Source organism: Paracoccus sp. IB05 (assembly GCF_016405985.1).
Taxonomy (GTDB): Bacteria; Pseudomonadota; Alphaproteobacteria; order Rhodobacterales; family Rhodobacteraceae; genus Pseudogemmobacter.
In genome coordinates this window covers 36487-59909 of sequence record NZ_JAEFCF010000029.1, presented here as the reverse complement: position 1 = coordinate 59909, position 23423 = coordinate 36487, and the positions used below count along the sequence as shown (strand labels likewise).

Genomic DNA, 23423 nt, shown 5'->3' with positions numbered 1-23423 from the left:
CCGCTGCCACAGACAGCTCTTCCGGTATGAAGCGCTCGGAAGACGGGTATCAGCCGTAAAGCCAGCTTACAGTCGTTGCGATTCAATCGCCATTTTCCTGCCCCGAAACGCTTTTCAGGTCGATCAGCCCCCGCCGGACCCGGTCTCCGATATCTGCACTGCGGAGCTCGTGCTCATAGCCGAGCGAGACGTTGCGTAGCAGCGAGCCGCCAGGCATCCGCAGTTCTGCGGGCCTGTGCGTGTGGCCGAAGATCCAGGCATCCGGCCTGTAGCGGTCTATCAGATCGTCGAGGTCGCTGGCGAAACACGGCGACAGCGGGGTCATGGCGCCCGTGACCGCCGCCGAAGGGGCATGATGCGTGATCACCACGGTCTTGCCGGACCAGGGTTTTGCCAGTTCGGAGATCAGCCATGATTTCTGCCGCTCGTGGACGGCGATGGTATCTTCGGGCTCAAGCCCCCGTTCGGGATCACCGATCAGGATCGCGCCATATCCGTAGTCCGGCATCATCCGCGCGTTCCAAAGAGAATCCTCGACGGCGGCTTCTCCCTCGGCATCGAACAGCCGCATGTCGGTCCAGAGCGTCGCCATCAGAATGCGTGTATCGCCCAGTTCCATACGACGGCACTGCCCGAAGGAACATCCGGCCTCCCGGCAGATCTTATTCAGATCGTTGTCGAGCGTATCGAGGTTGCCGCCGTAATAGTCGTGGTTACCAGGTAGGAGGACAGTCTTCGCCAATGGGTAGTGGGCGCCGAGCCACCTGATCGCGCCTGGCCATTTATGTGCCGCATTCTCCGCCAGATCGCCTGCGACGATCAGGGCATCGGCCTCTTGGCCGACATGCGCGATCTCTTCGCCGAGGCGGTGCAGGAGATCGCGGTCGGTGATTTCATCGAGATGCAGATCGGCGAGGACAAGTATTTTCATGTATTTAGCTGGCCTTTCGAAGAGCGGGATGTGCCGGCGCGGCAGAGCGGATCAATCGCCCCGCGGCCTTGGCAGGGCGACAAGGCCGCGGATCATGCAACCTGTCAGATCCTCAGGATGCATCTGATCCGGGTAGCCAACCGAGACGTTCTGCACCAGCGTTCCCACACCGCCAAATCCCTTGCTATGCAAATGGGTATGACCGAACAGCCAAAGGTGTGGCCGATATTTCGTCATAAGCCGCCGAAGGTCCGACCCATAAGCGAAATCCATCTCGTCGCGCGGACCCTCGCTGATCAGCTCTGGCAGCGGGCAGTGATGCGTTACCACCACCGTAAGACCGTCATAGGCTTCGGAAAGCCGGCTTTCCAACCATGCCCGGTGGTCTGCATGAACCCGGATCGTGTCGGCGGGCCGGATCTTGCGATAGCCTTCTGAGGCGAGGCGAATATAGCGGTAGTCGTTCATCTGGCGCTCCACGACCTCCATCGCCCATTCCGGCGCCTCGTCCAGCTGGAAGTCTGTCCAAAGGGTCGCGCAGAGAAACCGCAGGCCGCCGATGAAGAATTCGGATTTCTGGGCGAAATTCACCCCGGCATCAGCGCAGATCGCGGCCAGGCGATCGTCACCATCAAGCACATGGTCATAATAATCGTGGTTGCCGGGCACGATGTAGATCTTCTCGGCGGGCATGTAGCGCTTCAGATGCGCGAGCATATGCGGCCAGCGCACCTTGGGCTTGTTCGAAAGATCGCCCGCGATGATCAGCCCATCGAAGATGTCATACTGGCCGTGGGCAAGCCAGAGGAACGGGTCGATCCCGACCTGAAGCCACATGTCGAGATGGAGGTCAGCAAGCACCAGAACGGACATCTGATTTGTCTTTCGAAATAGCGCATGTCGAGCCGGTTACGCCTGCAGAGACAGGCGCGCCGCGCCGGGTTAATTGAGGTTCAGGAACCGCGTGACATCAGCAAGGCACCGGACCTGACCCGGGCTTGGCGCGGCCGCACCGGGAACCAGGTGCAGCGCCGACATACCTGCCGCCCTGGCGCCCTGAACATCCGAGGCGAGGCTATCGCCCACCATCAGAATTTCGGCAGCGGGAAGCGCCATCTTGCCGTGAAGCGCGGTAAAGAAAGCCGCCGTCGGTTTTACCGCGCGGATGTCCGGATCGCAGGAGAGGCAGTCTGTGTCGATGAATTCCCCGAGCAACGCCAGCGCCGGTCCGACATAGGACGGGGCCAGATTACTGGCCAAGGCAAGCCGGAAACCTCCCGCCCGCAGGGCAGATAGCACGGCAAGCGCGTCAGGCATCACCTCTATGCTGGCGATTTCCCGATCCAGATCGACGCGCCATTGCGCGCGGAACGGCACACCACAAGCCGCAGCGAATTCTTCGATGGTCAAGATCGGCTCGCGCCGCGGGTCAAGCGCCTGCGCCCCGGGGTGGCGACGAACCTCCGCCAACAGGGATCGCCACGGATTTGTCGGCTCAGTGATCCTCAGCAGGGTGCCGAAGCAATCGAACGCCACGGCGCGGACTGCAGCACGATGATCAGGATCATGCATCCGGGTAGCTCCGGTTGATTCTCTCGTCGTAGCGGAAGCCTTCCGCGATGGTCAGGTTGCGGACGGAAAGATGGCCGCCGATGCACTGCGCGCAAAGGTGATCGCCATCACTGAACGATGCCGGGAAGTCTGCGGTTAGGCTGGCGATGATCTCGCCATCATCCCAGACAACAATGCTCTCGCCGCGCATGACGGCGTGGCCGGAGGGAGGCTGCGGATCCAGAACTGTATGGCAGCCGACGCAAAGCACAGTCGGAAAGGAGCAGCCAGGTTCCACCTGGTCCCAGTGCCGATTGATTGGAAGGCACGCCGCGCGCGCTTCGATCTCCGGCAGGGGCACCGGGCGGAAGTCCCACATATCGACACCTACATTGACGCTATTGCGGGTGCCCCGCCAGTTTTGATGGACATGGCCGAACAGTTGTAGGGCACCTCTGCGGGCCCCTGGCCAGGTGATCATCGGATAGTGGCAAAGGCACAAGCGGCGCCCCTCGACGAGAATATCGGCCATCGGCGCAATGCTGTCCCAGGGCAGATCGCGGATCCATGCCCTGTCGTGGTTCCCGACCACCAAATGCTTGTGGCCCGGGATCGCGTCGAACATCGCGCGCACGGCGGCACGCTGCGCACCGGTCGCCTTGCTGACCGCGAAATCCCCCAAAATCCAAAGATCATCCTCGTCGCGGACTCGCGCCTGCAGTTCGGCGATGATTGCAGCATCCATAGCTGTCGCGTCCGGAAACGGCCGCCCACAGAACGCGATGATGTTCTCATGGCTGAGATGCTGGTCTGCAGTGAACCATGTCGTCACGTGCTGTGCTCCTTGGGCCGATCTTTATGCCGCAGCCTGGCCAGTTCGCGCCGTGCGGCATGCAGATTGTCGCGCAGACTTGCCATGTGCTGACGGGCGATAATCGCACCGCTCGACACGGCGCCTGCGGTCGCCGGCTCGAGCGCTGCGCCCGCCAGATGCATCAGCACCAGGATGTCCTCGACAACAGCCGCATCATCGGTGGCGTCTGCCAGTGCCGACGAGAGGTGGGCGAGTGTTGCTTTCTTTTTCGCCATCCGAACACCCTTCTTGTCAGGCATCGAATTGCCGACCGTGACGGTTAAGGACCGAGAAACGCAAGCTTTTGGCGAGATGGACGGCGTCATCCCGACGCAGCCAGGTGTAGCCGCGAAGGGTGACTTCCTCGGGCGGGCCAGCCGTCGGCCATTCGGTGTCCAGTCGATACCATCTGCTGCGACTACGGGCCCATGCCCCGCCAGGATCGAGCGCAACCAGCACCGAAGTGAAAATCCGCTTGCCATCTTCCAGCCTCGGGTGACCACTGACGGTTCCCGCTAGGCATAGCACACCTGCGAAATCGATCGCGGCGAGCCAGTTGCACAGGAGGGGCGCGTCAGCCAGAATCTCTGGCGTGGGATCCGTCTGCGCCTCGGCGGCGGCTACGGCGATCATACTCGGCATCGGCATCTCCAAAGATAATCAACGGGCTGGCAGAGGCCCGTCATTGAAGTCGCGGGGTGCGCCCCATCCCTTCGAATGCATATTCATTCAGGAATTGACACCCGGACAGCCTCTCGCGCTCAGACCGCGAAAGGCCAGCCTCGTGACATACGGCGGACCAGTGGCTGGTGATGGTGCCCACCAGCCTGTCGACGATCTGCCGGAACGCCGCATCGGAAATCCCGAATGCCGGGGCGACGGCCGCCGCGTTGGCCAGTGTCGCCGCGCGGGATCCGTCTGCCAGCGCCATCGCGAGATTTGCCGTGCGCGTGCTGCGCCGCTGCGGAGAGATGTCGTAGGCCGGCGTGAGACGCAGCGCCTCGCCGTCCCAGAATGCGGCATGGTTGCGCGCGTGGTCGTCGGTGTTGCCCACAAGGATATTGAACAGGATCCGGGCGAACATCTCGGCCTTGTCCCTCACCGGATCGGCAAAACTGGCTTCCATGATGGCGGCCAGCTGCGGATAGGTGATGTGCCGCGCCGACATCTCACCAACCTGCATCCAGGTCAGCGCCGAAACCATGTGATGCCGCATCTCTCCGCCCGCGGGATGGGGCTGTCGGTCAAAGCGCCTGACCAGCAGCACCGGGCGCCCGTCGACCTGCTCGATCCGAGCAGGGGCAACGCTGATCCCGGCATGTTCCGCGAGCCGCATGGCGACAAACTCGCCCTGCACGACCGGATAATCGTCCGCCATCCCGAACTTGGCGATGAACCTCCGCCCCTGGGCGTCGCTGAACAGCGCTTTAGGCCGGGCGCCGCCGACAGAGGCGCAATGTGGCAACAGAGGACGGAGTTCCGATGGCACCGGTTCTCCATCGTCGATGATGTCGACGAGCCGGACCAACTCCTCCAGCGGCGGCGAGGCCGTTTCTGTGTTGGACAGAACTGTGCCGGGGCGACAGAAACCGAGCGCGCCGATCCGGTCTAGACCAGTGCGCAGCATCAGGGTGATGTCGTCGATCTCGTCCTCGGCCCCGCACCAGATGCCATCGGCGCGCAGCCCGGCAGCAATGACACGCCGCCCCCACCTGTCCGGCAATGCGTCGCGCAGCGAAGGCGAGATCCTGTGCGGATCCTGCGGCAGCTGCTGTCCATCGCCAAGCGGCAGATCGAGGTCGAAGAGGCTGATCGCGTCCGGTTGCTCAAGGTAGCCGGCCTCATAGCGGAAGGAGACCACATTCGTCTTGTCCACCACCTGCCCGGCAACGACGGGCTGACGCTGACCCGGCATCCAGATCAAGAGATCGAGTGCGTCGACGATAGGGGCCATCGGGTTCACCTGTAGCGAGGGCGTGCGCGATCAGCGGGCATAAGCCCGACAACCGCTGCGCGGTGGTGGTGCAGATCAGGGTGTTTCGGCGCGCCACGGGGAGCGCAAAACTTAGATAGGCATCGCGCCTGCAGTCACGCAAGACATAAAATAAAGCGTTTTCAAGTGGTTGTATTTTTTCCGGCCTCTGATTTCTGGCGTTTCCTATTACAGGAAGGCCCTTTAGCCGCCAGGTCGGTTCATTTTTTTTGCGGGTAAGAAATCTGGTCGGCGCTCGGGCCTCGGTCGGACAAGCGCGCCGAAAACCCAATGCTCACCGCCTCACGAGACGAATCGTTCAGGTTTCGGACACCTTCGAGCGGCCGGCCGGGAGCTGTTCGTGTCATTTTTTCTGCGATGGTTTCTGGCGAATGAACTGTATGCGTTAAGGTCACGGTTTTTATTCCGCAGGCCCCATGCCGCCGAAAGCCTGCCGACTTTCGCACTGATCAGACACGCCGGAGAGAACCTGTGGTCAAGGAAGTAATAAGCCCGCCGTTCAGGGGCGGGCTTCACGAGATGATCCGGGGTAACTGGTAAATCCCGCGCCCTCATCTCACGCATATGCATAGTGACCTCGGCGTCGTAGGGCAAGCCGCACAATCGACCGGATTGGCGCAAGCAACTGAGGCATCCGACTCCAACCGCCAATGTCACCATGACACGATTCCGACTAAAAATGCTTAAATCGCATGGCATTGTGCTTCTTCAGCGCCGCGCGTATCGCATTCCGATCCTCAGGTTTCGCGGCGACCAGGATGGCGTGGATTTCCCGGTCGATCAGATCGCGCTCCGCGCCCCGGGCTTCCGCCTTTTCATACCAGGCCGCCCCCTCGGCATAGTCGCCCATCTCGATATGCACGGCGCCCAGCAAGGTGCAGGGCCGAAAATCATCCGGGGTCAAACCATGCGCTTCAGTGCCGTTCCGGATGGCATCGTCAAACTGACCCAGATCCCGGAATGCGCCGCCGCCAGTGGTCAGCAGGGCTGAGCGAAGCTTGGGTGACGTGCCTTTTTTCAAAGCAGCTTGAATGATTTCCAGTCCCTCGGCTGGTTTATCCGCTTTTCGCCATTGGGCGCAGGCATTGACGGCCTTCCGCAGGTCGCCGGTCTCCCGCCATTCCTGGGTCAGTTCCTGCGCCAATATTCTGTGATGGGCGCGGCGCAGGGGATCGGTCCAGTATTGCCGGCCCGCGGCCGCCAACCAGGTGAGATCCACCGTGGAAACGGCAGTCCCGCCGACAACCTGAAGCAATATCTGCCGCACCCGGGCAAAATTTTTGTGCTCGACATATCCTATGTCGAAGTCGTCAAAGAGCTTGCGTTTGGCCCGCTTCTGCTCGGCTGCCGCAAAAAATCTGGCGTTATTCCTGTCGGTTTCCGCCTGTCGTAGGCGAGCCTCTTCTTCGACACGATGGGCGAGAGCCGATTTTTCAGCGGCCCGTGCCGCCTGCTCCGCCCCGGAGGCAGCGGCAAACGTGGCGGGATCCAGGTCACCTCGAGCCAAGCCGAGAAGCGCATGGTAGCCTCGATCTTCGAGGAATTTTTCCTGAAGACTCGAAAGAGACTGCCCGGCATGTATCCGGCCGATAATGGCGCCCAGACGGCTGGCAGACACCAGCGCACCTGGTTCATCCTCAACGAAAAATTCCGATGCGATCCCGGCTGCGGTTTGCCCCGTCATACTACGCTGACCTCACGCCCCATCCAGCTCGCCAACCCCATCATCGAATGTCGCCAGCAGCGTCTCGATACCGTCGAGGACACGAGCGATGGCCGCCTTGCGGGCGAGGATGCCGGGTTTCTGGGTCATGATCGCCACCACCGCGTCGTGGGCGGGGCGTTTGCCGGTGATCAGCATTTCGCGGGTCAGGATCTCGAAGCCTGCCGGGTCGAGATGCTCTGCCTCGATCAGCCCGGCAAAGGCCTTGGCGCGCTCCTCGGCCCAGAAGGCGGCGAAGGCGGCGCGGACATCGTCCTCGGGCCCGAGCATCGGCATCTTCTGGTCGATGAAGGCCTCGATCAGCTCACGCTTGTCGCGCAGTTGCACCTCCGAAAGCAGAAGTTCAAAAATCCGCCGCCGCATCTCGCGCGATTTCCGGCTGGCCTTGCCGCCCTTTTCCGCCGCGCTGAGCGAGGTCAGAAGCGCAAGAATATAGGCCACGTTGATGTCGTCGCGGCGCAGGAGTTCCAGCTCGAAGTCGATATCTTCCAGAGCGCCGGGAGTGGGATCGCCTTCGCCCCCGCCTTTGCCGCGCTGCGACAGATCCAGATACTTGCTCTTGAAATCCTCGAAATCCTGGGCGGGCAGAGTCAGGTCGTCGGGCTGGAACTCGGCAAAGCTTGCCAGCACGTTGTTCACCCGGATCACATCGCGGAACGCCTTGACGAAGGCAGCCTGCTCCTCCTCGTCGACAAGATCGTCTACGGCGTCGGCGTTGGGGGTGATCTCCAGCAGCGCCTGCACCGCCACGGCATGGCGGGCGAGATGCTCCTCATAGCTGCCGATCAGGATCACCTCGCGGGCGTTCTTGTCGGCGAAAAGCGCGATGGCCTCGTCGGTGTTTTCCTTCAGGTCGCGGAAGCAGACGATATTGCCCTGCGATTTCTCTGCGTTCAGCACGCGGTTGGTGCGCGAAAACGCTTGGATCAACCCATGCCAGCGCAGGTTCTTGTCGACGTAAAGCGTGTTGACCGTGCGGGCATCGAACCCGGTCAGGAACATGTTGACGACCAGCAGGATATCGACGCCCTGACCCGCATCGAACGGCTTGCGGTCGCGAGATTTCACCCGTTTCGCCAGCGACCGATAATAGGTGTAGAAGCCCTTGCCGTCCGACACGGATTCATTGGTGCCATAGGTCTCGTTGTAGTGCGCCACGAACTCCGCCAGCTTGTCGCGCTTGGGCGCGTCCCGCGGCGCTACGCTGTCAGGAAAGCCGGTGTCGGGCAAAAGCCCATCGGCCTCGACATCATCAGGATTCGCGGCATAGGTGAAGATGGTGGCAATCTTCAGGTCGTGCAAACCGGCGCGGCGCTTGGCGTCAAACGTCTCGTAATATTGGATCAGCGCGTCAACCGAGGGCACCGCCATGATCGCACCGAACTGGCGGCCCCGGGTCTTGGTGTCGTGGTTGGCAATCACCCAATCCGTGATCGCGTCGATCCGATCCGGATGATCGAAGAAGGCGCGTGAGGAATAGAGCCGATCGGACAGTTTCCGGCGGCGGCGATCCTCCTCCTTGTCGCCGGTCTCTTCGGGTTTCGGCGGCTCCACCCCCATATATTCGACCGAAAAGCGCAGCACGTTGCGGTCGCGGATGGCATCGGTGATGACATAGGTGTGCAGCCGGTCGCCGAACAGATCCGCCGTAGTGCGCCGACCAATGGCGTTCGGCACCAGGATCGGCGTGCCGGTGAAACCGAAGAGCTGCGCACGCGGGAAGAAATCGACGATCCGGCGATGGGTCTCGCCGAACTGGCTGCGGTGGCATTCGTCAAAAATGAAGACTACGCGGCCTTCGCGGATCCCCTCAAGCCGCCCGGCATAACGCTCGCCCGAGATCGCGTTGTTCAGCTTCTGGATCGTTGTGATCACCAGCCGCGCGGTCGGGTCGGCCAGCTGGCGCACCAGATGGTGGGTGTTGTCGGTCTGATCGACCGAATCCTCCTTGAAGGCGTTGAATTCGCGCACCGTCTGGTCGTCCAGATCGGCTCGGTCGACCACGAAGACCACCTTTTCCACCTTGGGCAGCGCCACCAGGTTCTGCGCCGCCTTGAAGCTGGTCAGCGTCTTGCCGGATCCGGTGGTGTGCCAGACATAGCCGTTGCCCTTGTGATGCGCCACGCGGTCGAGGATCGCCTCGGCGGCGTAATACTGGTAGCTGCGCAGCACCATCATCACCTTGTCGCTTTGGTGCAGCACGACATATTTGGCGATCATCTTGGAGAGCTGGCACTTCTCGAGGAAGATATCGGCGAAGGCGTCCAGCCGGTTGATCGGCTTGTTGTCGATTCCGGCCCAGGCAAAGGTCTGCTCAAAGCTCTGGTGGCGGTTGTTGGCGTAATAGCGGGTATCGACACCGTTCGAGATGACGAAGATCTGGACAAACTGGAACAGCCCGCCGGCGGCGGCGAAGCTGTCTTTTTGATAGCGGTTGATCTGGTTGAAGGCCTGTTTCAGATCCCCGCCGCGTCGCTTCAGTTCGATCTGGGCCAGAGGCAACCCGTTGACCAGCAGCGTGACATCATAACGGTTCTTGCGGGCGCCGGTCAGGCCGATCTGGGTCGCAACCTGATACTGGTTGCGGCACCAAAATTCCGTGTTGAAGAACTGGACGTAGAAGGAGGTGCCATCGTCGCGGGTCAGGTGAAACCGGTCGCGCAGAGTATGCGCCTTCTCGAACGGGTTGCCCTTTTCCAGATGGTTGCGGATGCGGGCGAATTCGCCGTCCGAGAATACCGTGCCGTTGTGCAACCCAAGCTGCCCGCGAAGGTTCGCCCAAAGCTCGGCCTCGGATGCCAGCCGCACCGGCTCCCAGCCCTTGCCCTGCAAGCGGGTGACAAGGGCGGATTCAAGCTGGGATTCGGTCTGCACGGTCATGCGTCAGGCTTTCATCGTATTGCGGGCACGAACCTGTAAGCGTTCCTTACAGGTTGCCCGTTCTGGTGTCCGGCAGTTGTTAAGGAATGCTTGACGACTGAAGCAAAGGCGGGATGGCGGGTCATATCGCCTCCCTGATCGCGGCCAGCTTGTCGCGAACATAGGCCGGGCTGATCGGGCTGACGCTCCACTTTCCCGCCTGGCAAGCCCGGATCATGGCGATCAGATCACGGGCTTGGCCGGAATGGTCGAGCTCCGCGCGGATGGCATCGGCGCGCTCATCCGTCAGCGGTTCGGTTTCGCACAAGGCCCGGAGCCAGTGGCTGCCGGAACGCTCATGCCCAGCGAGAATGGCGTTGAAAATCCTGTGGAGAGTAGCATCGCTGATCTGCCGCAAAAGTGCTGTCGCCTCCGGATCACCGTCGAGGATCATCAGACCATCGCGAGGGTTCATCCCGTCGAAAAGGCAAAGAACGACCTCGTGCCCCATGAACCGGGGCCAGATCGAGAGGATCGACCCGGTGATAACCTCGCCGGGTGTCGGCTCGAAACGGTCAAAATCCTTGGGATAGGCCCGACCGACCTCTTTCATGATGATGATCTCATTGCGGAAGATTCCGGCTCGCCGATAGGCGTGGCGGATCATCCGCGCCCAGAGGTCACAGGCCCGTTCGGGATCGGCCTGCAGCTTCAGCGCGAAAGCAACCGGGTTGTCGATCTCGTCGATGCCGAGCTCATCATGGCGCACAGGGCGTTCAAAATTTTCCCAGGCCCAGAGGGCAATGCGCTGGTGCTGGTCGGGAATGCTGAGATCTTCCTTGATGTAATCCATGGGGCTCACACTAACATCTGTTGCAGGAGGCCCTTCTTGAAGGTCTCCATATGGGCAATCTGATCGGCTACGGCGGCGATTTTGATGTCCATGGCCGAGAGGGCATCGGCGATCTTGCATTGTTCGTCGGGGTGGGGAATTTCAAACTCTGCACTCGCAATGATCGACCAATCAGCCCGCGGCATCTTCGATCCGGAAGAGATTGTGGCCAGTTCTATAAATCGAGAGCTTTGAACCAGATAGAACAGAAATTCGTTCAGAACCTTCTTACCCCGCAAGACCCAGATCTCAGATGAGCAGCAGCCATCGAAATCTGGACGCGCAAATTTGCGGAGATAGGGGCGCAGCTTTCCGAACAGGACGTCGCCCGCTTTGAATGCAATCTTAAGGCTGACACTGTCCTCAACCGCTCCCAAGTGCAAGATACGACCGCTGCCGGTCTCGATGTTCTCCAAATCGATCACTTGATCGCCGAGAGGAGTGCGCCGAGGATCTGCCCTTTCCGTTGAACGCATCGCGACTTCCCTGAATTGCATCTTTTGCCAATCGGGGAAGGCCTCACCATTCGATTTGAAAAATTTTATCTTGCCAGAGAACAGTTTATGCATTACCCCCCCCGGAACTTTTCGAGAACACCGAGCTTCTTAGTCAAAGCGGCGATTTTGCCGTCAATAGTCAGCAGCGCGTCAGCAATCTTGCGTTGCTCATCAGAATGAGGAAGCAATACACGGATATTGGCAAAATCGTGATAATAGAGGCGCAGTCGGTCTTCGGTCAGGCCATAGGATTGATTTTTTAGCCTCCGAACCATCCCCGGTTCTTTCAGCCAATATGCAAAGAACTCGGAAACGATGCCCGCCCTGGGATTAAGAATTACATAAGCAGGGCTTACGGCACAGTCCACCGGCGCAATTGCAACGGCACCTTGCCACATCCTCATTGTATTGTAGACCAGATCTCCTGCGTTTGCCCGCCGATAGCCCGTGACCTCTTCGCTTCCCCCGAAATCGCGGTCCAAGCTTTCACGAGGAACCATACCGTCCCTTTGAGTAACGGCATAGATCGGAAGTCCGGAGGTGTCCTTCTCCACCCGATTTTCAAAAGCCTCCCCCAGAGAAATTTCCACCCAATCTGGGAATTGTCTTCCATCTACACGGGCGAAACGTAACTTCCCGGAGAACAACTTCTGCATCAAGCCGGCCTTGAAGGTGACCAGTCCCCCAGCATTCACTCCCTCGCTCATACTGGCGCCTCCAGCCCGAGTTCTGCACAGAAGGCACGAATTCGGGCATCAATCCCGACCATTTCCGCGTCAATCTGCCGAATCCCCGCGACCACTGCCGTTAGATCAATTTCCGGTTCGGCTTCAAAAGTCTCCACGTAGCGGGGAATGTTCAAGTTCCAACCGTTCGCCGCAATCTCTTCTCGGCTGGCTTTGTGGGAGAAACGCGGCTCCTCTTCACGTGAGCGGAAGGCCTTCACAATCCGGTCAATGTCTCGCGCTCCCAGGTAGTTTTGGTTGGTCGCTTTCTCGAAACAGTTTGAAGCGTCGACAAACAGCACATCCTCGGTCTCGCGGCATTTCTTGAACACCATGATGCAGGTTGGAATGCCGGTGCCGTAGAAGATGTTCGCCGGCAGGCCGATCACCGCATCCAGCCAGTTCTTCTCACGAATGATGAATTCGCGGATCGCCCCTTCGGCCCCGCCCCGGAACAGCGCGCCATGCGGCAGCACCACCGCCATGGCGCCGTTGTCATCCAGATGCGCCAGCATGTGCTGGACAAAGGCGAAATCGGCCTTGGACGCCGGGGCCAGCCGCCCATATTGCGCGAAACGGTCATCGGTCAGGAACAGCGGCCGCGCCGACCATTTCGCCGAAAACGGCGGGTTGGCGACGATGGCCTCGAACAACTGCCCCTCATGCTGGGGGTGTTCCAGCGTATCCTCCTGCCGCAGGTTGAAATTGCGGTAGGATACCCCGTGCAGGATCATGTTCATCCGCGCGAGGTTGTATGTGGTGCGGTTCATCTCCTGCCCGAAGAAGTCATCGACCTGCGCAACCTCACGCGCGACCCGGAGGAGGAGCGAGCCCGAGCCACAGGTCGGGTCATAGACCGAGCGCAGCCGCGTTTTGCCGGTGGTGACGATGCGCGCAAGGATCGTCGAGACCTCTTGCGGGGTGTAGAACTCGCCTGCCTTCTTGCCCGCCCCGGACGCGAACTGGCCGATCAGATATTCGTAGGCGTCGCCCAGAACATCGCTGTCGGCATCGTCCAGCGCGAAGTCGATGGCGTCGAGATGGGTCAGAACGCGGCTGATCAACTCGTTCTTGGCCTCTTCGGTGCGGCCAAGCTTGGTCGAGGACAGGTCGAGATCCTCGAACAGATGGTCGAAATCCTCCTCGGATTCCGTGCCCATGGTCGAGCGTTCGATATTGTTGAGGATGGTCTTGAGGTCGCCCAGGATAAACGCCCACTCGGCACCCCGCCGGGCGATGGCCGTGAAGAGTTCCGACGGGCGTAGGAAATAGCCAAGCGCCTCCAGCGAGGCGTCACGCACGGCGGACAGGAACTCCTCACCCTGCGGCGTGCCCTCGGGGATGTCGGTATAGGCCATGCCATCGTCGCCGAGGATCCGGTCGGCGTAGCCGTGCATCCGCTCGGACAGGTATTTGTAGAAGATGAAGCCTAGGATGTAATCGCGGAACTCGTCTGCCCCCATCTTGCCGCGCAGCGTGTTGGCGATGTCCCAGAGCTTCTGCTCGAGCTTACGTTTCTGTTCGTCGGTCATTCGGGGACGTGCCTTGCGGTAAAATACGGATTTTGCGCGGAAAACCGGACCGCGCCTGGGGGCTACCCGTATTCTTAGGCAGCGCAGGGGCGTCTGACAACGCAGGCGGATGCGATTTTTGTGGAGAACCGGAGAAGACCCGTGCGGGTGGCCCGGCTATTGCCCCACAGAGCAAGACGGAAGTCGTGTTGAATGACGACCGGCAGCGCAACTCTTCAATACTGCCAACGTCCGGCACTCAAATCGCGGGTTGGACCATCTCTGCCGTGATCCCCGCCAAGCCGATCCTCACCCATTCCACCGCAAACAGCCGGAGAATTGACCGCGATGAGGCGTCATCGCCGATAGGATGTCATCATAAATCAAGCAAAAACAAAGGCGTAACGAAGTCCGCCGCTTGGTTGCGGCTCGGTTACACCCCCGGTTACATCGCAACCGTCTGATTTTATTCAACAAAGAGTATGTATGTAACTGTGTATCTATAAATAGAAATAAATATATATACGTGTATACGCACGCACGCTCGCACCCATGCATAAATATATATTTGCGGGGCGTTACAGCGGCCAAGCGGTTACAATTCACTATTTTTCATGTAAAACAGTATGTTAACTGTAACTTTGGGCGTTTCAACGCCTTCCCCATACGTTACAAATGCCGAAAATCAGGCTCCGAACCGGTGAAACGGGTTCTTTCGGCCGAACGTGTCTGAGGTGCCGCGGGCTGGAATGTGGCAAGATAGAACCTGCGAGCATGAAGACCTGGAGCGCAGATGGTTACACAGTGTGGCGATCGGACCGTTCGCATCGTCCCACCAAACGCAAAATCGATCGCACAATGCGAGAGAACTGGCCAATCAGGTCGAGGTGCCCGCATTGCCTACATCAGATCAGCTTACCCCGACAAGCACCGGATGCAGTCAATAGCCGCAGCCGGCGCTCTCTTCCCAGCGATCAGTCACTGCCTCTTAAAGGAACGCATCACGCGCTCATGACATCCCCATAATGGTGAATCCAAGGGCTACTGGGCACCGATAAGTCGATCCACCCATTCAGGCAGGGTTTCACTGGCTGGCCCATAAATCCCCGAAATAAATGGGCCACCAGTCGGCTCAATATTTAGCTCATATGTTTTCGCGCCGCGCCCCATTGCGATGTCCGCCAGATCTGCTGCGGGATAGACCTGACCTGAACTGCCGATCACAACAAACACCTCCGCCAAGCGGGTAAGGCGGTATATTTCATCCATGTGATAGGGTTCCTCGCCGAACCAGACCACATCGGGCCGCGTCGCCGCCCGAAAACACTTGGGGCATTCGTCCTTGGGATCCATCCGACGCGGTGCGGGCCAACGATGACCGCATGAATGGCATCGGGCACGCAGAAGCTCGCCGTGCATATGGAGGACATTCTCGCTGCCTGCGCGCTCATGCAGGTCATCCACATTCTGCGTGATCAATTGAAACTCTCCACGCCATTCCCGTTGCAGGCAGGCGAGCGCCGTATGCCCGGCATGCGGATTGGCTTTCAGGCACGCTTTACGCCGCAAATTGTAGAAATCATGCACCATGGCCGGATCCGATGCGAAGGCCTGCGGTGTCGCGACCTTGTAAAGATCGTATTTGGCCCAGATCCCGTCGCGCGAGCGAAAAGTCCCAAGCCCGCTCTCTGCCGAAATGCCAGCACCGGTGAGGACGACAAGCGAAGGCCCGGTCATTTCATCTGTCCGTTCCATGGAGCGCCCCAAAGAACTGCGGATCGGAATTTTCCCAATCCGCTGGAAGCTGGTCGTCATCTCCAAGGGATCGCGCAGTCAGCTTGACTGCGGGAATCTTGTCCACGCGCGTCACGCTCATGCCAGTCAGACGTTTGGGGTGTTCGTCAAACGACATGAAGCTCAACTCGCCGGAGAAAAAGGCTTCGACAAGCCTGCCCAGGACATGCGGCTCCATCCTGATTTTCGGCATCAGACGGGAACTGCCGTCGATGCTGACAGCGACTTCGATCGTTCCTTCGTGGGTCTCCGCCTTCAGCGAATGGTATTCGGGAATCAGCATCATGTTCGTCCTTTCCTGTTCTCAGCCTCGCTTTGAAGCAGAGAATAGAAAGCACATTGGCCCGACAATGCGACAGATTCGGACGTATGCTGGATTGCGGCCCCTACACACCTGCACAACCCCGCAACAGGCATGCGTCCATATCTGGCGTATCGTGCCGTCATCTCTGCCCCAACAGATGGAGAATGACATGAGCCACGAGCACCACCTCACCCTCGACCTGGTTGCCCGCCTTGCCTGCCGCTTTGGCCCGGCCAGCCGCATGGCAAAAGAGCTGCCGGGCTGGCTGGAGTATCTGACCGAGGTCGAATGCCCGGAGCGCCCACCCTCCCGCCCCGGTGCGATCTGGTGGGAGAAGGTCCGCCACCTCAGCCGCGAGCTGGTGCCGCAGGCGGGGGGTGGCGAAGGTGAAATCCTCGAGCGCAACTGCACCGTTCTTGGCGGGCATTTCGGCCTGTCGCAGGTTGAGATCGGCATCCTGACCTTTGTCGCGCTTTACAAAGAGTTCGACGGTTTCGAGCATGTCATCGATGGTGCGGTCGAAACGAAAGAGGTGACGATTCCGCTGTTGTTGTCCTGGTTTTGCCGGACGGAGGAGGCAGAGATCCGCGCGGCTCTGCGCCCATCGGGGCGACTCGTCACCTCCGGCCTGGTGCAGCGCATGCGCAGCCGGCGCCACAACCGGATACCATTCGATCTTTCAGAGCGGCTGCTGATGGCGCTGCTGGCTGATGTGGGCGGGGTCGGTGATCTGATCGGCCAGATGTTTCCGGCCACACCGAAACCCGATGCCGAATGGCAAGATTTCGAAGGATTGGGTCAGGATGCGGCCCTGATGCGCGACCTGATGACGCGGGCCCTGGCTGAGCGCGTTCCGGGGGTGAACATCCTGCTCTATGGTCCGCCCGGCACCGGCAAGACAGAATTCGCCAAGGTTCTGGCCCGTGAGATCGGCGCCGAACTGCGCGCCGTTGGCGAGCACGATGATGACGGGGGCGAGCCCTCGCGCCGCGAACGACTGGCCGAGATGGGCATGGCCTGCCGGATGCTGGGTGAGCGGTCCGATACGATCCTGCTCTTTGACGAGATGGAGGATCTCTTTGGCGGCTCGAACCCGTTCTTCGGCCATGATCGCCCGTCCAAGGTTCACGCGAACCGGATGCTGGAAACGAACCCGATCCCTGTAATATGGACCACGAACTCGGTCGAATCCTGCGATCCGGCCTTCCTGCGGCGGATGAGCTATTCCGCCCTGATGCGGCCGCCTTCTGGTCGGGTCCGCGCACGGATCTGGCAACGGCTGGAGGCGCGGCACGGTGCGGGCCTCGGCCCCGAGGCTCTGCCGCATCTGGCCGAACGCCACGATCAGGCGCCGGCGCTGGTGTCAGACGCAATGCGGGTGGCGCTGCTGTGTCAGGGCGGCGATACCATGGTCAGTCAGGTGCTGGATGCAGCGGCGCGGCTGGCCCGGGGTGGCATTGATGCCCCGCCGCGTCACCATTCCGAAGTGCCCTGGCAAGCGGATCTGGCCAATACCGACACCGACCTGGCCCTGATCGCGGCGCGGCTGGCCCCGTCTGACGCCCCCCGACGGATCAGTTTCTGTCTCGACGGCCCTGCGGGCACCGGCAAAAGCGCATGGGCCCGCCATCTGGCCCGGATCCTCGGCATGCCTGTGCTGGAAAAGCGCGCCTCCGATCTGATTTCGAAATGGGTGGGCGAGAGCGAGCAGAACATTGCACGCGCCTTCGCCGAGGCACGCGCAGATGGTGCGCTTTTGATCTTTGATGAGGCCGACAGCCTGCTGGCGGATCGCCGCAATGCCCGGCATTCGTGGGAGGTTGCCCAGGTCAACGAGATGCTGACCTGGATGGAATGCCATCCGCTGCCCTTTGTCTGCACCACGAACCTGATCGAAAACCTGGATCCTGCCACGCAGCGCCGGTTCACCTTCCGCATCCGTTTTGATTACCTCACGGGGGATCAGCTGACGCATGCCTGGCGCGCCCATTTCGCGGCGGAGGTGCCTGTGGGTCTTCTGCTGCCCGACCGACTGACACCAGGAGATTTCGCCAATGTTGCCCGCAGGATGCGTGCCCTTGGTGAGACAGGCCCGCACGAGATCCTGCGTGAGCTGACCCGAGAGGCAGAGGCAAAAGAGGGGGCGGCACGCCCGATCGGCTTTGGCCGTTGACGCGCTGACACCGCGCCGCAAAAGTGGCGCAGTATTGCCCGGAGGCCCTATGCGTTACGCCCGTCAGGAAGATCTGCAAAAGCTGGCTTTGATGATGCAGGGCTCGGCCGAGGGTATTTGCCTGACGGATATCGAGCGCGAATTCGCGGTCTCGCGCCGCACGGCCGAGCGCATGCGCGATGCCCTGCGCAACGCCTATCCGCAAATCGAGGAAATCGCAGGCGATATGGGGCGCAAATACTGGCGGTTTCCCCCGGGGTCGCTGGGCAAGATGGTCGAACCCACGTTGGACGAATTGACGGCGGGCCATAGGGCCGTGGCGATTGCGCGCCGGGAAGGCGACGATCTGACTGCCGAGGCGCTGGAGCGACTTTTGGCCAAGGTGAAGGCTATGTTCCGGGCAGACCGGCTGCGCAGGTTGGAACCTGATCTCGAGGCGCAAATGATGGCAGATGGCGTTGCCTTTCGCCCCGGCCCGCGTGAAAATCTCTCGCTCGAGATCCTGACGCAATTGCGCGAAGCCATTCTGGCCGGTGTCATGGTCTCGACCGATCATCGGGCGCGCGGCTCTGGCAAACTGTCGCGCAATACCCGCCTCGGCCCGATTGCCATGCTGCTTGGGCAAGGTCGTCAATATCTGCTGGCCTGGAGCGAATATCAGGATGACCTGAGGCTTTTCTCACTGGCTGGATTTGAACGGGTTTCGCTGGAGACCGATATTTATACCCGCCCCGAGGGATTTGATCTGCAAGAATGGCTGTCAGAAAGTTTCGGTATCTGGCGCGAGGAACCGCAGGATGTGGAGTGGCGGTTTCTACCCGATGTTGCCGATGATGCGGCGGGCTATGTATTCCACCCCAAACAGGTCATGGAGCGACAAGAAGACGGCTCTCTGATCGTCCGCTTCCGCGCTGGAGGACGGCAGGAAATGGAATGGTATCTGGCGAGGTGGGGGGATATGGTTGAGATTATAAGCTAAGCATGTATAAAAAAACAAGGCGGCATAAAGTGAGCCGAAGAAAAAAAGCTGAAAAAATTGAAGTTGGTTATATCGGGAATCTTGAACTGGACTTCCCTGGCGTGTCGGATCGGATTCAAGATTATTTTAAAGGACTATTTCTGACATACTCCAGTAATATCAACAAAGAAATTTCCGCAGGGGCCATCAATCTGCTTTATGACGACAGCGGGGTGTCACGCACCTTTGCACTCCACCAGAAAAGCCATCCATTCGATTATTCGCGCTTAAGCTGGGGATTGCATATGAGCGAGCCGCAGGTAACAGGAGCCCTTGGCAGCTTATTGGACGCGGACAATGACCAGTTGAGACTGGCGCGCGCTCAGGCATTTCTTCGCGCCATGGGGTGCGAATTTTCGCCGGATTTTGCTCAGCTTTCAGACTTCACGGCGGAAGCAGAGTCTTTCGCAGGAAGACAACGTATTGACCTGTTGTGTCGCTGGGGTGAAAACGGAAAGAATGTTCTTCTTGTCGAAACAAAATTCAACCATAAACTTACAGAGCGTCAGCTAAACTCATACCATGAGTTCATCAGGAATGAGCTTCCGGAATGCCATCTTGACCTTGTCGTCATTGGCCTGAATCCAGATGAATTTTCGAAATTGCCATATTCTGTGCGCCGATCGTGGCGATTCATTTCATGGCACCGTTTCTGGCTGAATTTAAACCAGATGGAAATGACAGATGATCCGCCATTCCAGAACTTCCTCTTCCACCTCTGGTCTCGAATTGGCGCCTTCAAGCAAGGAAAAAAGAAATAGACATGACCACGCCCCCGCTCCGGAAATATTTCAACGACGACAGGTTCAGGCAGGCAATAGATGGCCTGATCAGCATGTTGTCTGGCAGGCAGTCGATAGAGGCTGAAAGCAGCGAGCAGTATCTGGAATTCAATGATGCACTTGTTGCTGCTGCGCATGTGCGAAGGGACTTCATTCGGCGCATGAGTGAGCTGTGGGATATTGCTTTTAAATCAATCCCGAAAGATCGTGCATATATAGAGTGGCAGCATATGACCCCTGTCATAATTTGGGACGAAAAAATGTTCTGGAAAGCCGTCACGGCTGACAGCGGCAAGCATCAGTTCGAATTTACCGTTGATATTGTCGATAACATCATCACGCTCAGGGTCGATAAATACGATGTCGCGGGTGGAAAATATATTCCAGTAGACACCATTCAAAAAGGCGGCAACGTGGTCAGAGAGAAGGACCATGAAGGATGTTACGTCCTCTTTGCATCGACAGAGGTGAACATCAACTATGAGACCCTCGATGCGGACAAGATGAAGAAGATAAAGCAGGTCGGTGACGAAATGGTAAAACTGACCATCGACTAAACTGATCCGCCCGAATCTGACGCAGCCCACCTCCATCCTGCCCTCAAACCACCGAGGGCAGGATGAACACAATCGAAACCTATATGCTCCACGGCATAGTGGCGCGGCTTGTCGATGCTATCCCGGCGAACCGGGCCGAGGCGCTGATACTGGCAGGCTGGCTCGGCGGTCGACCCGAGATATTCGGGCCGTTACCCCCGATCTCCCCGGTGGGGCGTCACAAGCCCGGAGTTGAGGCGCAGGATTGGCGGGCGTTAGCGGCTCATCTCCAGACACGCCTTCAGCATACTGTCGTGCCCGATGACCAGCCTCTCGCCCGTCTGCGTGTCATCGCGGAACATCTGGGCCTTGGCCCATCTGAGACGGTCATCCTGAGCCACCTCGCGCTGCAACAGCGCGGCAGGATGATCGCGGATTTCACCGCGGTGTTGCGACGGGAAACCGGGCTTTCCGATGAGGCCGCCCTCGCCTGGTGCTGCAATCTCGACGAGGCCGATGTCTGGGCCGCATTGGCACCACAAGCGGCGCTGGTGGCACAAGGGCTTGTGCAAACCGATGCGGGTCAGCCGGTCCTGCGCGATGATCCTTATACGTTATCGGGTCTTTTTCTGGCGCTTTTACGGCCCTCGGCCCGTAAAACATCGGCGCTGATACGTTGATCTTGCCCGGCCTCTCCCTCAAAGTATTCACAATCAAGAATTGCAGGCAGCTCATGTTTTATCCCTTTCTCGTCGCCGATCCCCGTTCCGGCCTGCAATATCGCCCGAATGACACAACTCTGGCCGAGCTTTCGCTGGCCAGGGTTGCGCCGGAATGGGCGCCGGGGCGTGCCATTGCCGAAGTGCCGGACCCGGTCTGGGCCGAAAGCCTTGCCAATGCCCCGGTCGAGACGATTTCGGCGGTGACTGCCGCGCTGACGGATCTGGTTCTGGCCACCCCGGACCTGGCGGTGCCGCATGTCGATGCTTTGCCCGACAGCCGCGCGAAACGGCATCTGTCCGCGCTGATCGGGCTTTGGTGCAAATTGGGCGAGGCACTGCCCGAGGGACTTTCCCCGGTGCGCCATGTGCTGACCTTGCCCCAGGGGCAGTTTCTCGATCCGCTGCCGGTGGTCGAAGGCTCGCTTGATCCGCTGGCCCCGGCGGTGTTTCGGGCGCTTTATGAACGGCTGAAACACGAATTCGGTGCGGTTCAGGCCTCTGACAGGCCCCGTGCCGCATCGCAGGGTTGCCGGCTTAATGCGCTGCAAGGCGGAGTGACTGCGCCGGATATCACGCCCGGACCGACAGACCCCAGCCTTGCCTTTTTTGGCCTGCGCGACCCTGCGGCCTGTGCTGATTTTGCCGCCGCCCGCGCCCGTGCCCTGATCGAATCCGGCACCCCGGCACGCCAGATCGCCGTGCTGACGGCAGGGGATGCGCGACAGCTTGCCCGGGCTTTTGCAGCGCAGGGCGTGCCGCTTTCTGGCCTGCCCGGCCGGGCGCCCGAGCGCGATGTGATTGGCGAGACCGCCCTGCATCTGGCACTGGCGAAACGCCCGCCGATGCCTGCGATGGTGCTGGCCAGCCTTGCGCTGTCGCCCTTGATGCCCTGGGGTGCGCAAACCGGGCGCGATCTGGCGGAAAGCCTGATGGGCGGCGATTTCCGGGGTTCGATCCTTGCCGCCACGCCCGCGCATAAAGAGCTTTGGGATAATATCCGCGCCTCGGCGGGCAGCCTTGCGCAGCTTCGTTACCTGCTGGACCGCATCTGCGAGCACATCACGCGTGGCGATGAGGTTCGCGCCCGTCTGGCCGTCCCCCCGGGCGACGGCACGCCGGATTGGGAGGCGATCCTGCGCGCCATTCCGGTCATGCCGCCGACAATGCCCGATGCGGACCGCAATCTGGAAGGTGTCAGCCTGTGGTCGGCGCATGAAAGCCCCTGGCGTCCTTGCGCCCATCTGATCATCACGGATTTCACCGACGGGCTGTATCCGACCCGCCCGCGCGCCAATCCGCTGTTCCTCGACAGCGAGATTACGGCGATCCGTGCGGGGACCGGCCTGCAACTGCGTGGCCGGGCTGAGGGGCTGGCGCAGGGGATCTCGCTTTTCGATCAACAGTTGCAGGCGGTCTCGGACAGCGTCACCTTTCTGATCCCCTGGCGTGATCTGGCGGGCGCACGGCTGCAACCCTCGGCCGGGCTGTCGCTGGTGGCCCGCGCCGTCGAGGGGATTGAGGATGCGGCGGATCTGATCCTTGATCTGTCGCGCATCGCCCCCGCAGACTGGCCGGTGGCGCATCACCACCTGCCGCCTTTGGTCGAGCCGCCTGATCTTCCCGAGGCGCTGACCTTCCCCGGCCTCGACCTCCTCTCGCTCAGAAAACGTGATGACGGGACGGCGAAACCGCAATCACCCTCGCGGCTGGAGACATTGCTGGTCAGCCCCCTTGCCTGGCTTCTGGCCGAGGTGGGGGCCGAAGACATGTCCTGGTCCGCCGAGGAGCTTGACGTCATGGCCAAGGGCAATATCGCCCATGAGGTGTTCGAGCATGTCTTCCCGGCAGACGCTGGCATCCCCGACCCAGACGCTTTGGCCACGCTGATCCCCGAGGCCTATGACCGCGCGCTGACCCGCCATGCCGGTTTCCTGCGCAGCCCCTCATGGGAAATGGAGCGCCGCGGGCTGGAGCGCGAGATCCTGACCGCCGCCCTGCGCTGGCGCGAACATCTGCTGGCGCTTGGGGCGAAGATCATCGGCAATGAGATCTGGCTGGCGGGTGAGGCGCATGGCATCAACCTGCATGGCAAGGCCGATGCGATCCTCGAACTGCCGGACGGTGCGCTCCTGGTGGTTGACCACAAGAAAAGCGGCACCAAGGGGCGGCGTGCGCGGATGGAGGCGGGCTGGGATCTGCAAGCCGGGCTTTACGCGGACATGATCGCCCGCCCGCATCGGCGCGAGGATGACGGGATGGATCCGCTGGTCGGGCGCAAGGTCGCCGTCGCCTATCACCTGATGAATGACGGCGGGCTCTTGACCTCGGGCCTTGCGCTGCCTGAAGGGTCTCCCGCCCGAGACATGGGGGATGCGGTGAATGCGGGCGCGGTTGAGATGCTGGCCCAGCGGCTGGCGGAACTTGGCGCGGGTCAGGTGGTGCTGAACACCTCGCAGGACGAGGCGTTTTTTAAGAAAGAGGCGGGCTTCACCCCCTATGCGCTGACCGACGGCTCAACCCTCGTCACCGCGTTCATCCGTCAGGTTGAGGAGGAATGAC

At 60.3% G+C, this 23423-nt stretch carries 21 protein-coding genes; 6 read left to right on the top strand and 15 right to left on the bottom strand.

All coding sequences use genetic code 11. The features are described 5' to 3' along the window. Window positions 1-82: 82 nt before the first annotated feature. The 15 genes from JC607_RS17560 to JC607_RS17490 all read right to left on the bottom strand — a co-directional run bounded on the left by JC607_RS17560 (window position 83) and on the right by JC607_RS17490 (window position 15615). Entirely contained in the window at window positions 83-931 is an 849-nt protein-coding gene (locus tag JC607_RS17560; RefSeq protein ID WP_198838193.1) for a metallophosphoesterase, read from the bottom strand. 51 nt (window positions 932-982) lie between these two features. Then, a complete protein-coding gene (locus JC607_RS17555; protein ID WP_198838192.1) occupies window positions 983-1804 on the bottom strand; it encodes a metallophosphoesterase in 822 nt (273 codons plus the stop codon). A 69-nt stretch (window positions 1805-1873) separates the two neighbouring features. Beyond that, window positions 1874-2503 carry an HAD family hydrolase gene (locus JC607_RS17550; protein ID WP_370584860.1) on the bottom strand — a complete coding sequence of 210 codons (630 nt, stop codon included), beginning with the start codon at window positions 2501-2503 and terminating at the stop codon, window positions 1874-1876. Next, window positions 2496-3314 carry a phosphoesterase gene (locus JC607_RS17545; RefSeq protein WP_198838190.1) on the bottom strand — a complete coding sequence of 273 codons (819 nt, stop codon included), beginning with the start codon at window positions 3312-3314 and terminating at the stop codon, window positions 2496-2498. The genes JC607_RS17550 and JC607_RS17545 overlap by 8 nt, the downstream gene beginning before the upstream one ends. Further along, the gene (locus JC607_RS17540) at window positions 3311-3571 is read right to left on the bottom strand and encodes a hypothetical protein (RefSeq protein ID WP_198838189.1); all 261 of its coding nucleotides are present in this window, start codon (window positions 3569-3571) and stop codon (window positions 3311-3313) included. Before JC607_RS17540 ends, JC607_RS17545 begins: the two co-directional genes overlap by 4 nt. Before the next feature lie 16 nt (window positions 3572-3587). Beyond that, window positions 3588-3977: a DUF6634 family protein gene (locus JC607_RS17535; protein WP_198838188.1), complete on the bottom strand. Its 390-nt coding sequence runs from the start codon at window positions 3975-3977 to the stop codon at window positions 3588-3590. A 40-nt stretch (window positions 3978-4017) separates the two neighbouring features. Beyond that, window positions 4018-5289, bottom strand: a complete 1272-nt coding sequence (locus JC607_RS17530) for a type II toxin-antitoxin system HipA family toxin (RefSeq protein WP_198838187.1) — start codon at window positions 5287-5289, stop codon at window positions 4018-4020. Between the two features lie 712 nt (window positions 5290-6001). Continuing rightward, complete coding sequence (locus tag JC607_RS17525) at window positions 6002-7012, bottom strand: hypothetical protein (RefSeq protein ID WP_198838186.1); 1011 nt, start codon at window positions 7010-7012, stop codon at window positions 6002-6004. Window positions 7013-7024: 12 nt separating this feature from the next. Further along, complete coding sequence (locus tag JC607_RS17520) at window positions 7025-9931, bottom strand: type I restriction endonuclease subunit R (protein ID WP_198838185.1); 2907 nt, start codon at window positions 9929-9931, stop codon at window positions 7025-7027. Between the two features lie 121 nt (window positions 9932-10052). After that, window positions 10053-10763 carry a hypothetical protein gene (locus tag JC607_RS17515; RefSeq protein WP_198838184.1) on the bottom strand — a complete coding sequence of 237 codons (711 nt, stop codon included), beginning with the start codon at window positions 10761-10763 and terminating at the stop codon, window positions 10053-10055. A gap of 5 nt (window positions 10764-10768) precedes the next feature. Beyond that, window positions 10769-11371 (bottom strand): restriction endonuclease subunit S, encoded by a 603-nt coding sequence (locus tag JC607_RS17510; protein ID WP_198838183.1) that lies wholly within the window; start codon window positions 11369-11371, stop codon window positions 10769-10771. Then, window positions 11371-12006, bottom strand: coding sequence for a restriction endonuclease subunit S (locus JC607_RS17505; protein WP_198838182.1), 636 nt, complete (start codon window positions 12004-12006; stop codon window positions 11371-11373). Before JC607_RS17505 ends, JC607_RS17510 begins: the two co-directional genes overlap by 1 nt. Next, entirely contained in the window at window positions 12003-13556 is a 1554-nt protein-coding gene (locus tag JC607_RS17500; protein WP_198838181.1) for a type I restriction-modification system subunit M, read from the bottom strand. The genes JC607_RS17505 and JC607_RS17500 overlap by 4 nt, the downstream gene beginning before the upstream one ends. A gap of 1020 nt (window positions 13557-14576) precedes the next feature. After that, window positions 14577-15290 (bottom strand): NAD-dependent deacylase, encoded by a 714-nt coding sequence (locus JC607_RS17495; RefSeq protein ID WP_233092975.1) that lies wholly within the window; start codon window positions 15288-15290, stop codon window positions 14577-14579. Continuing rightward, window positions 15274-15615, bottom strand: a complete 342-nt coding sequence (locus tag JC607_RS17490) for a hypothetical protein (RefSeq protein WP_198838180.1) — start codon at window positions 15613-15615, stop codon at window positions 15274-15276. Before JC607_RS17490 ends, JC607_RS17495 begins: the two co-directional genes overlap by 17 nt. A gap of 187 nt (window positions 15616-15802) precedes the next feature. Here JC607_RS17490 and JC607_RS17485 point away from each other — a divergent pair, with 187 nt between their 5' ends. The 6 genes from JC607_RS17485 to JC607_RS17460 all read left to right on the top strand — a co-directional run bounded on the left by JC607_RS17485 (window position 15803) and on the right by JC607_RS17460 (window position 23422). Next, a complete protein-coding gene (locus JC607_RS17485; protein ID WP_198838179.1) occupies window positions 15803-17806 on the top strand; it encodes an AAA family ATPase in 2004 nt (667 codons plus the stop codon). A 49-nt stretch (window positions 17807-17855) separates the two neighbouring features. Further along, window positions 17856-18785 carry a YafY family protein gene (locus JC607_RS17480; RefSeq protein WP_198838178.1) on the top strand — a complete coding sequence of 310 codons (930 nt, stop codon included), beginning with the start codon at window positions 17856-17858 and terminating at the stop codon, window positions 18783-18785. A gap of 2 nt (window positions 18786-18787) precedes the next feature. After that, window positions 18788-19585: a PD-(D/E)XK nuclease family protein gene (locus tag JC607_RS17475; RefSeq protein WP_198838177.1), complete on the top strand. Its 798-nt coding sequence runs from the start codon at window positions 18788-18790 to the stop codon at window positions 19583-19585. Between the two features lie 2 nt (window positions 19586-19587). After that, a complete protein-coding gene (locus JC607_RS17470; protein WP_198838176.1) occupies window positions 19588-20163 on the top strand; it encodes a hypothetical protein in 576 nt (191 codons plus the stop codon). A gap of 62 nt (window positions 20164-20225) precedes the next feature. Beyond that, complete coding sequence (locus tag JC607_RS17465; RefSeq protein WP_198838175.1) at window positions 20226-20822, top strand: hypothetical protein; 597 nt, start codon at window positions 20226-20228, stop codon at window positions 20820-20822. 53 nt (window positions 20823-20875) lie between these two features. After that, the gene (locus tag JC607_RS17460) at window positions 20876-23422 is read left to right on the top strand and encodes a PD-(D/E)XK nuclease family protein (protein WP_198838174.1); all 2547 of its coding nucleotides are present in this window, start codon (window positions 20876-20878) and stop codon (window positions 23420-23422) included. Window position 23423: the final 1 nt, after the last annotated feature.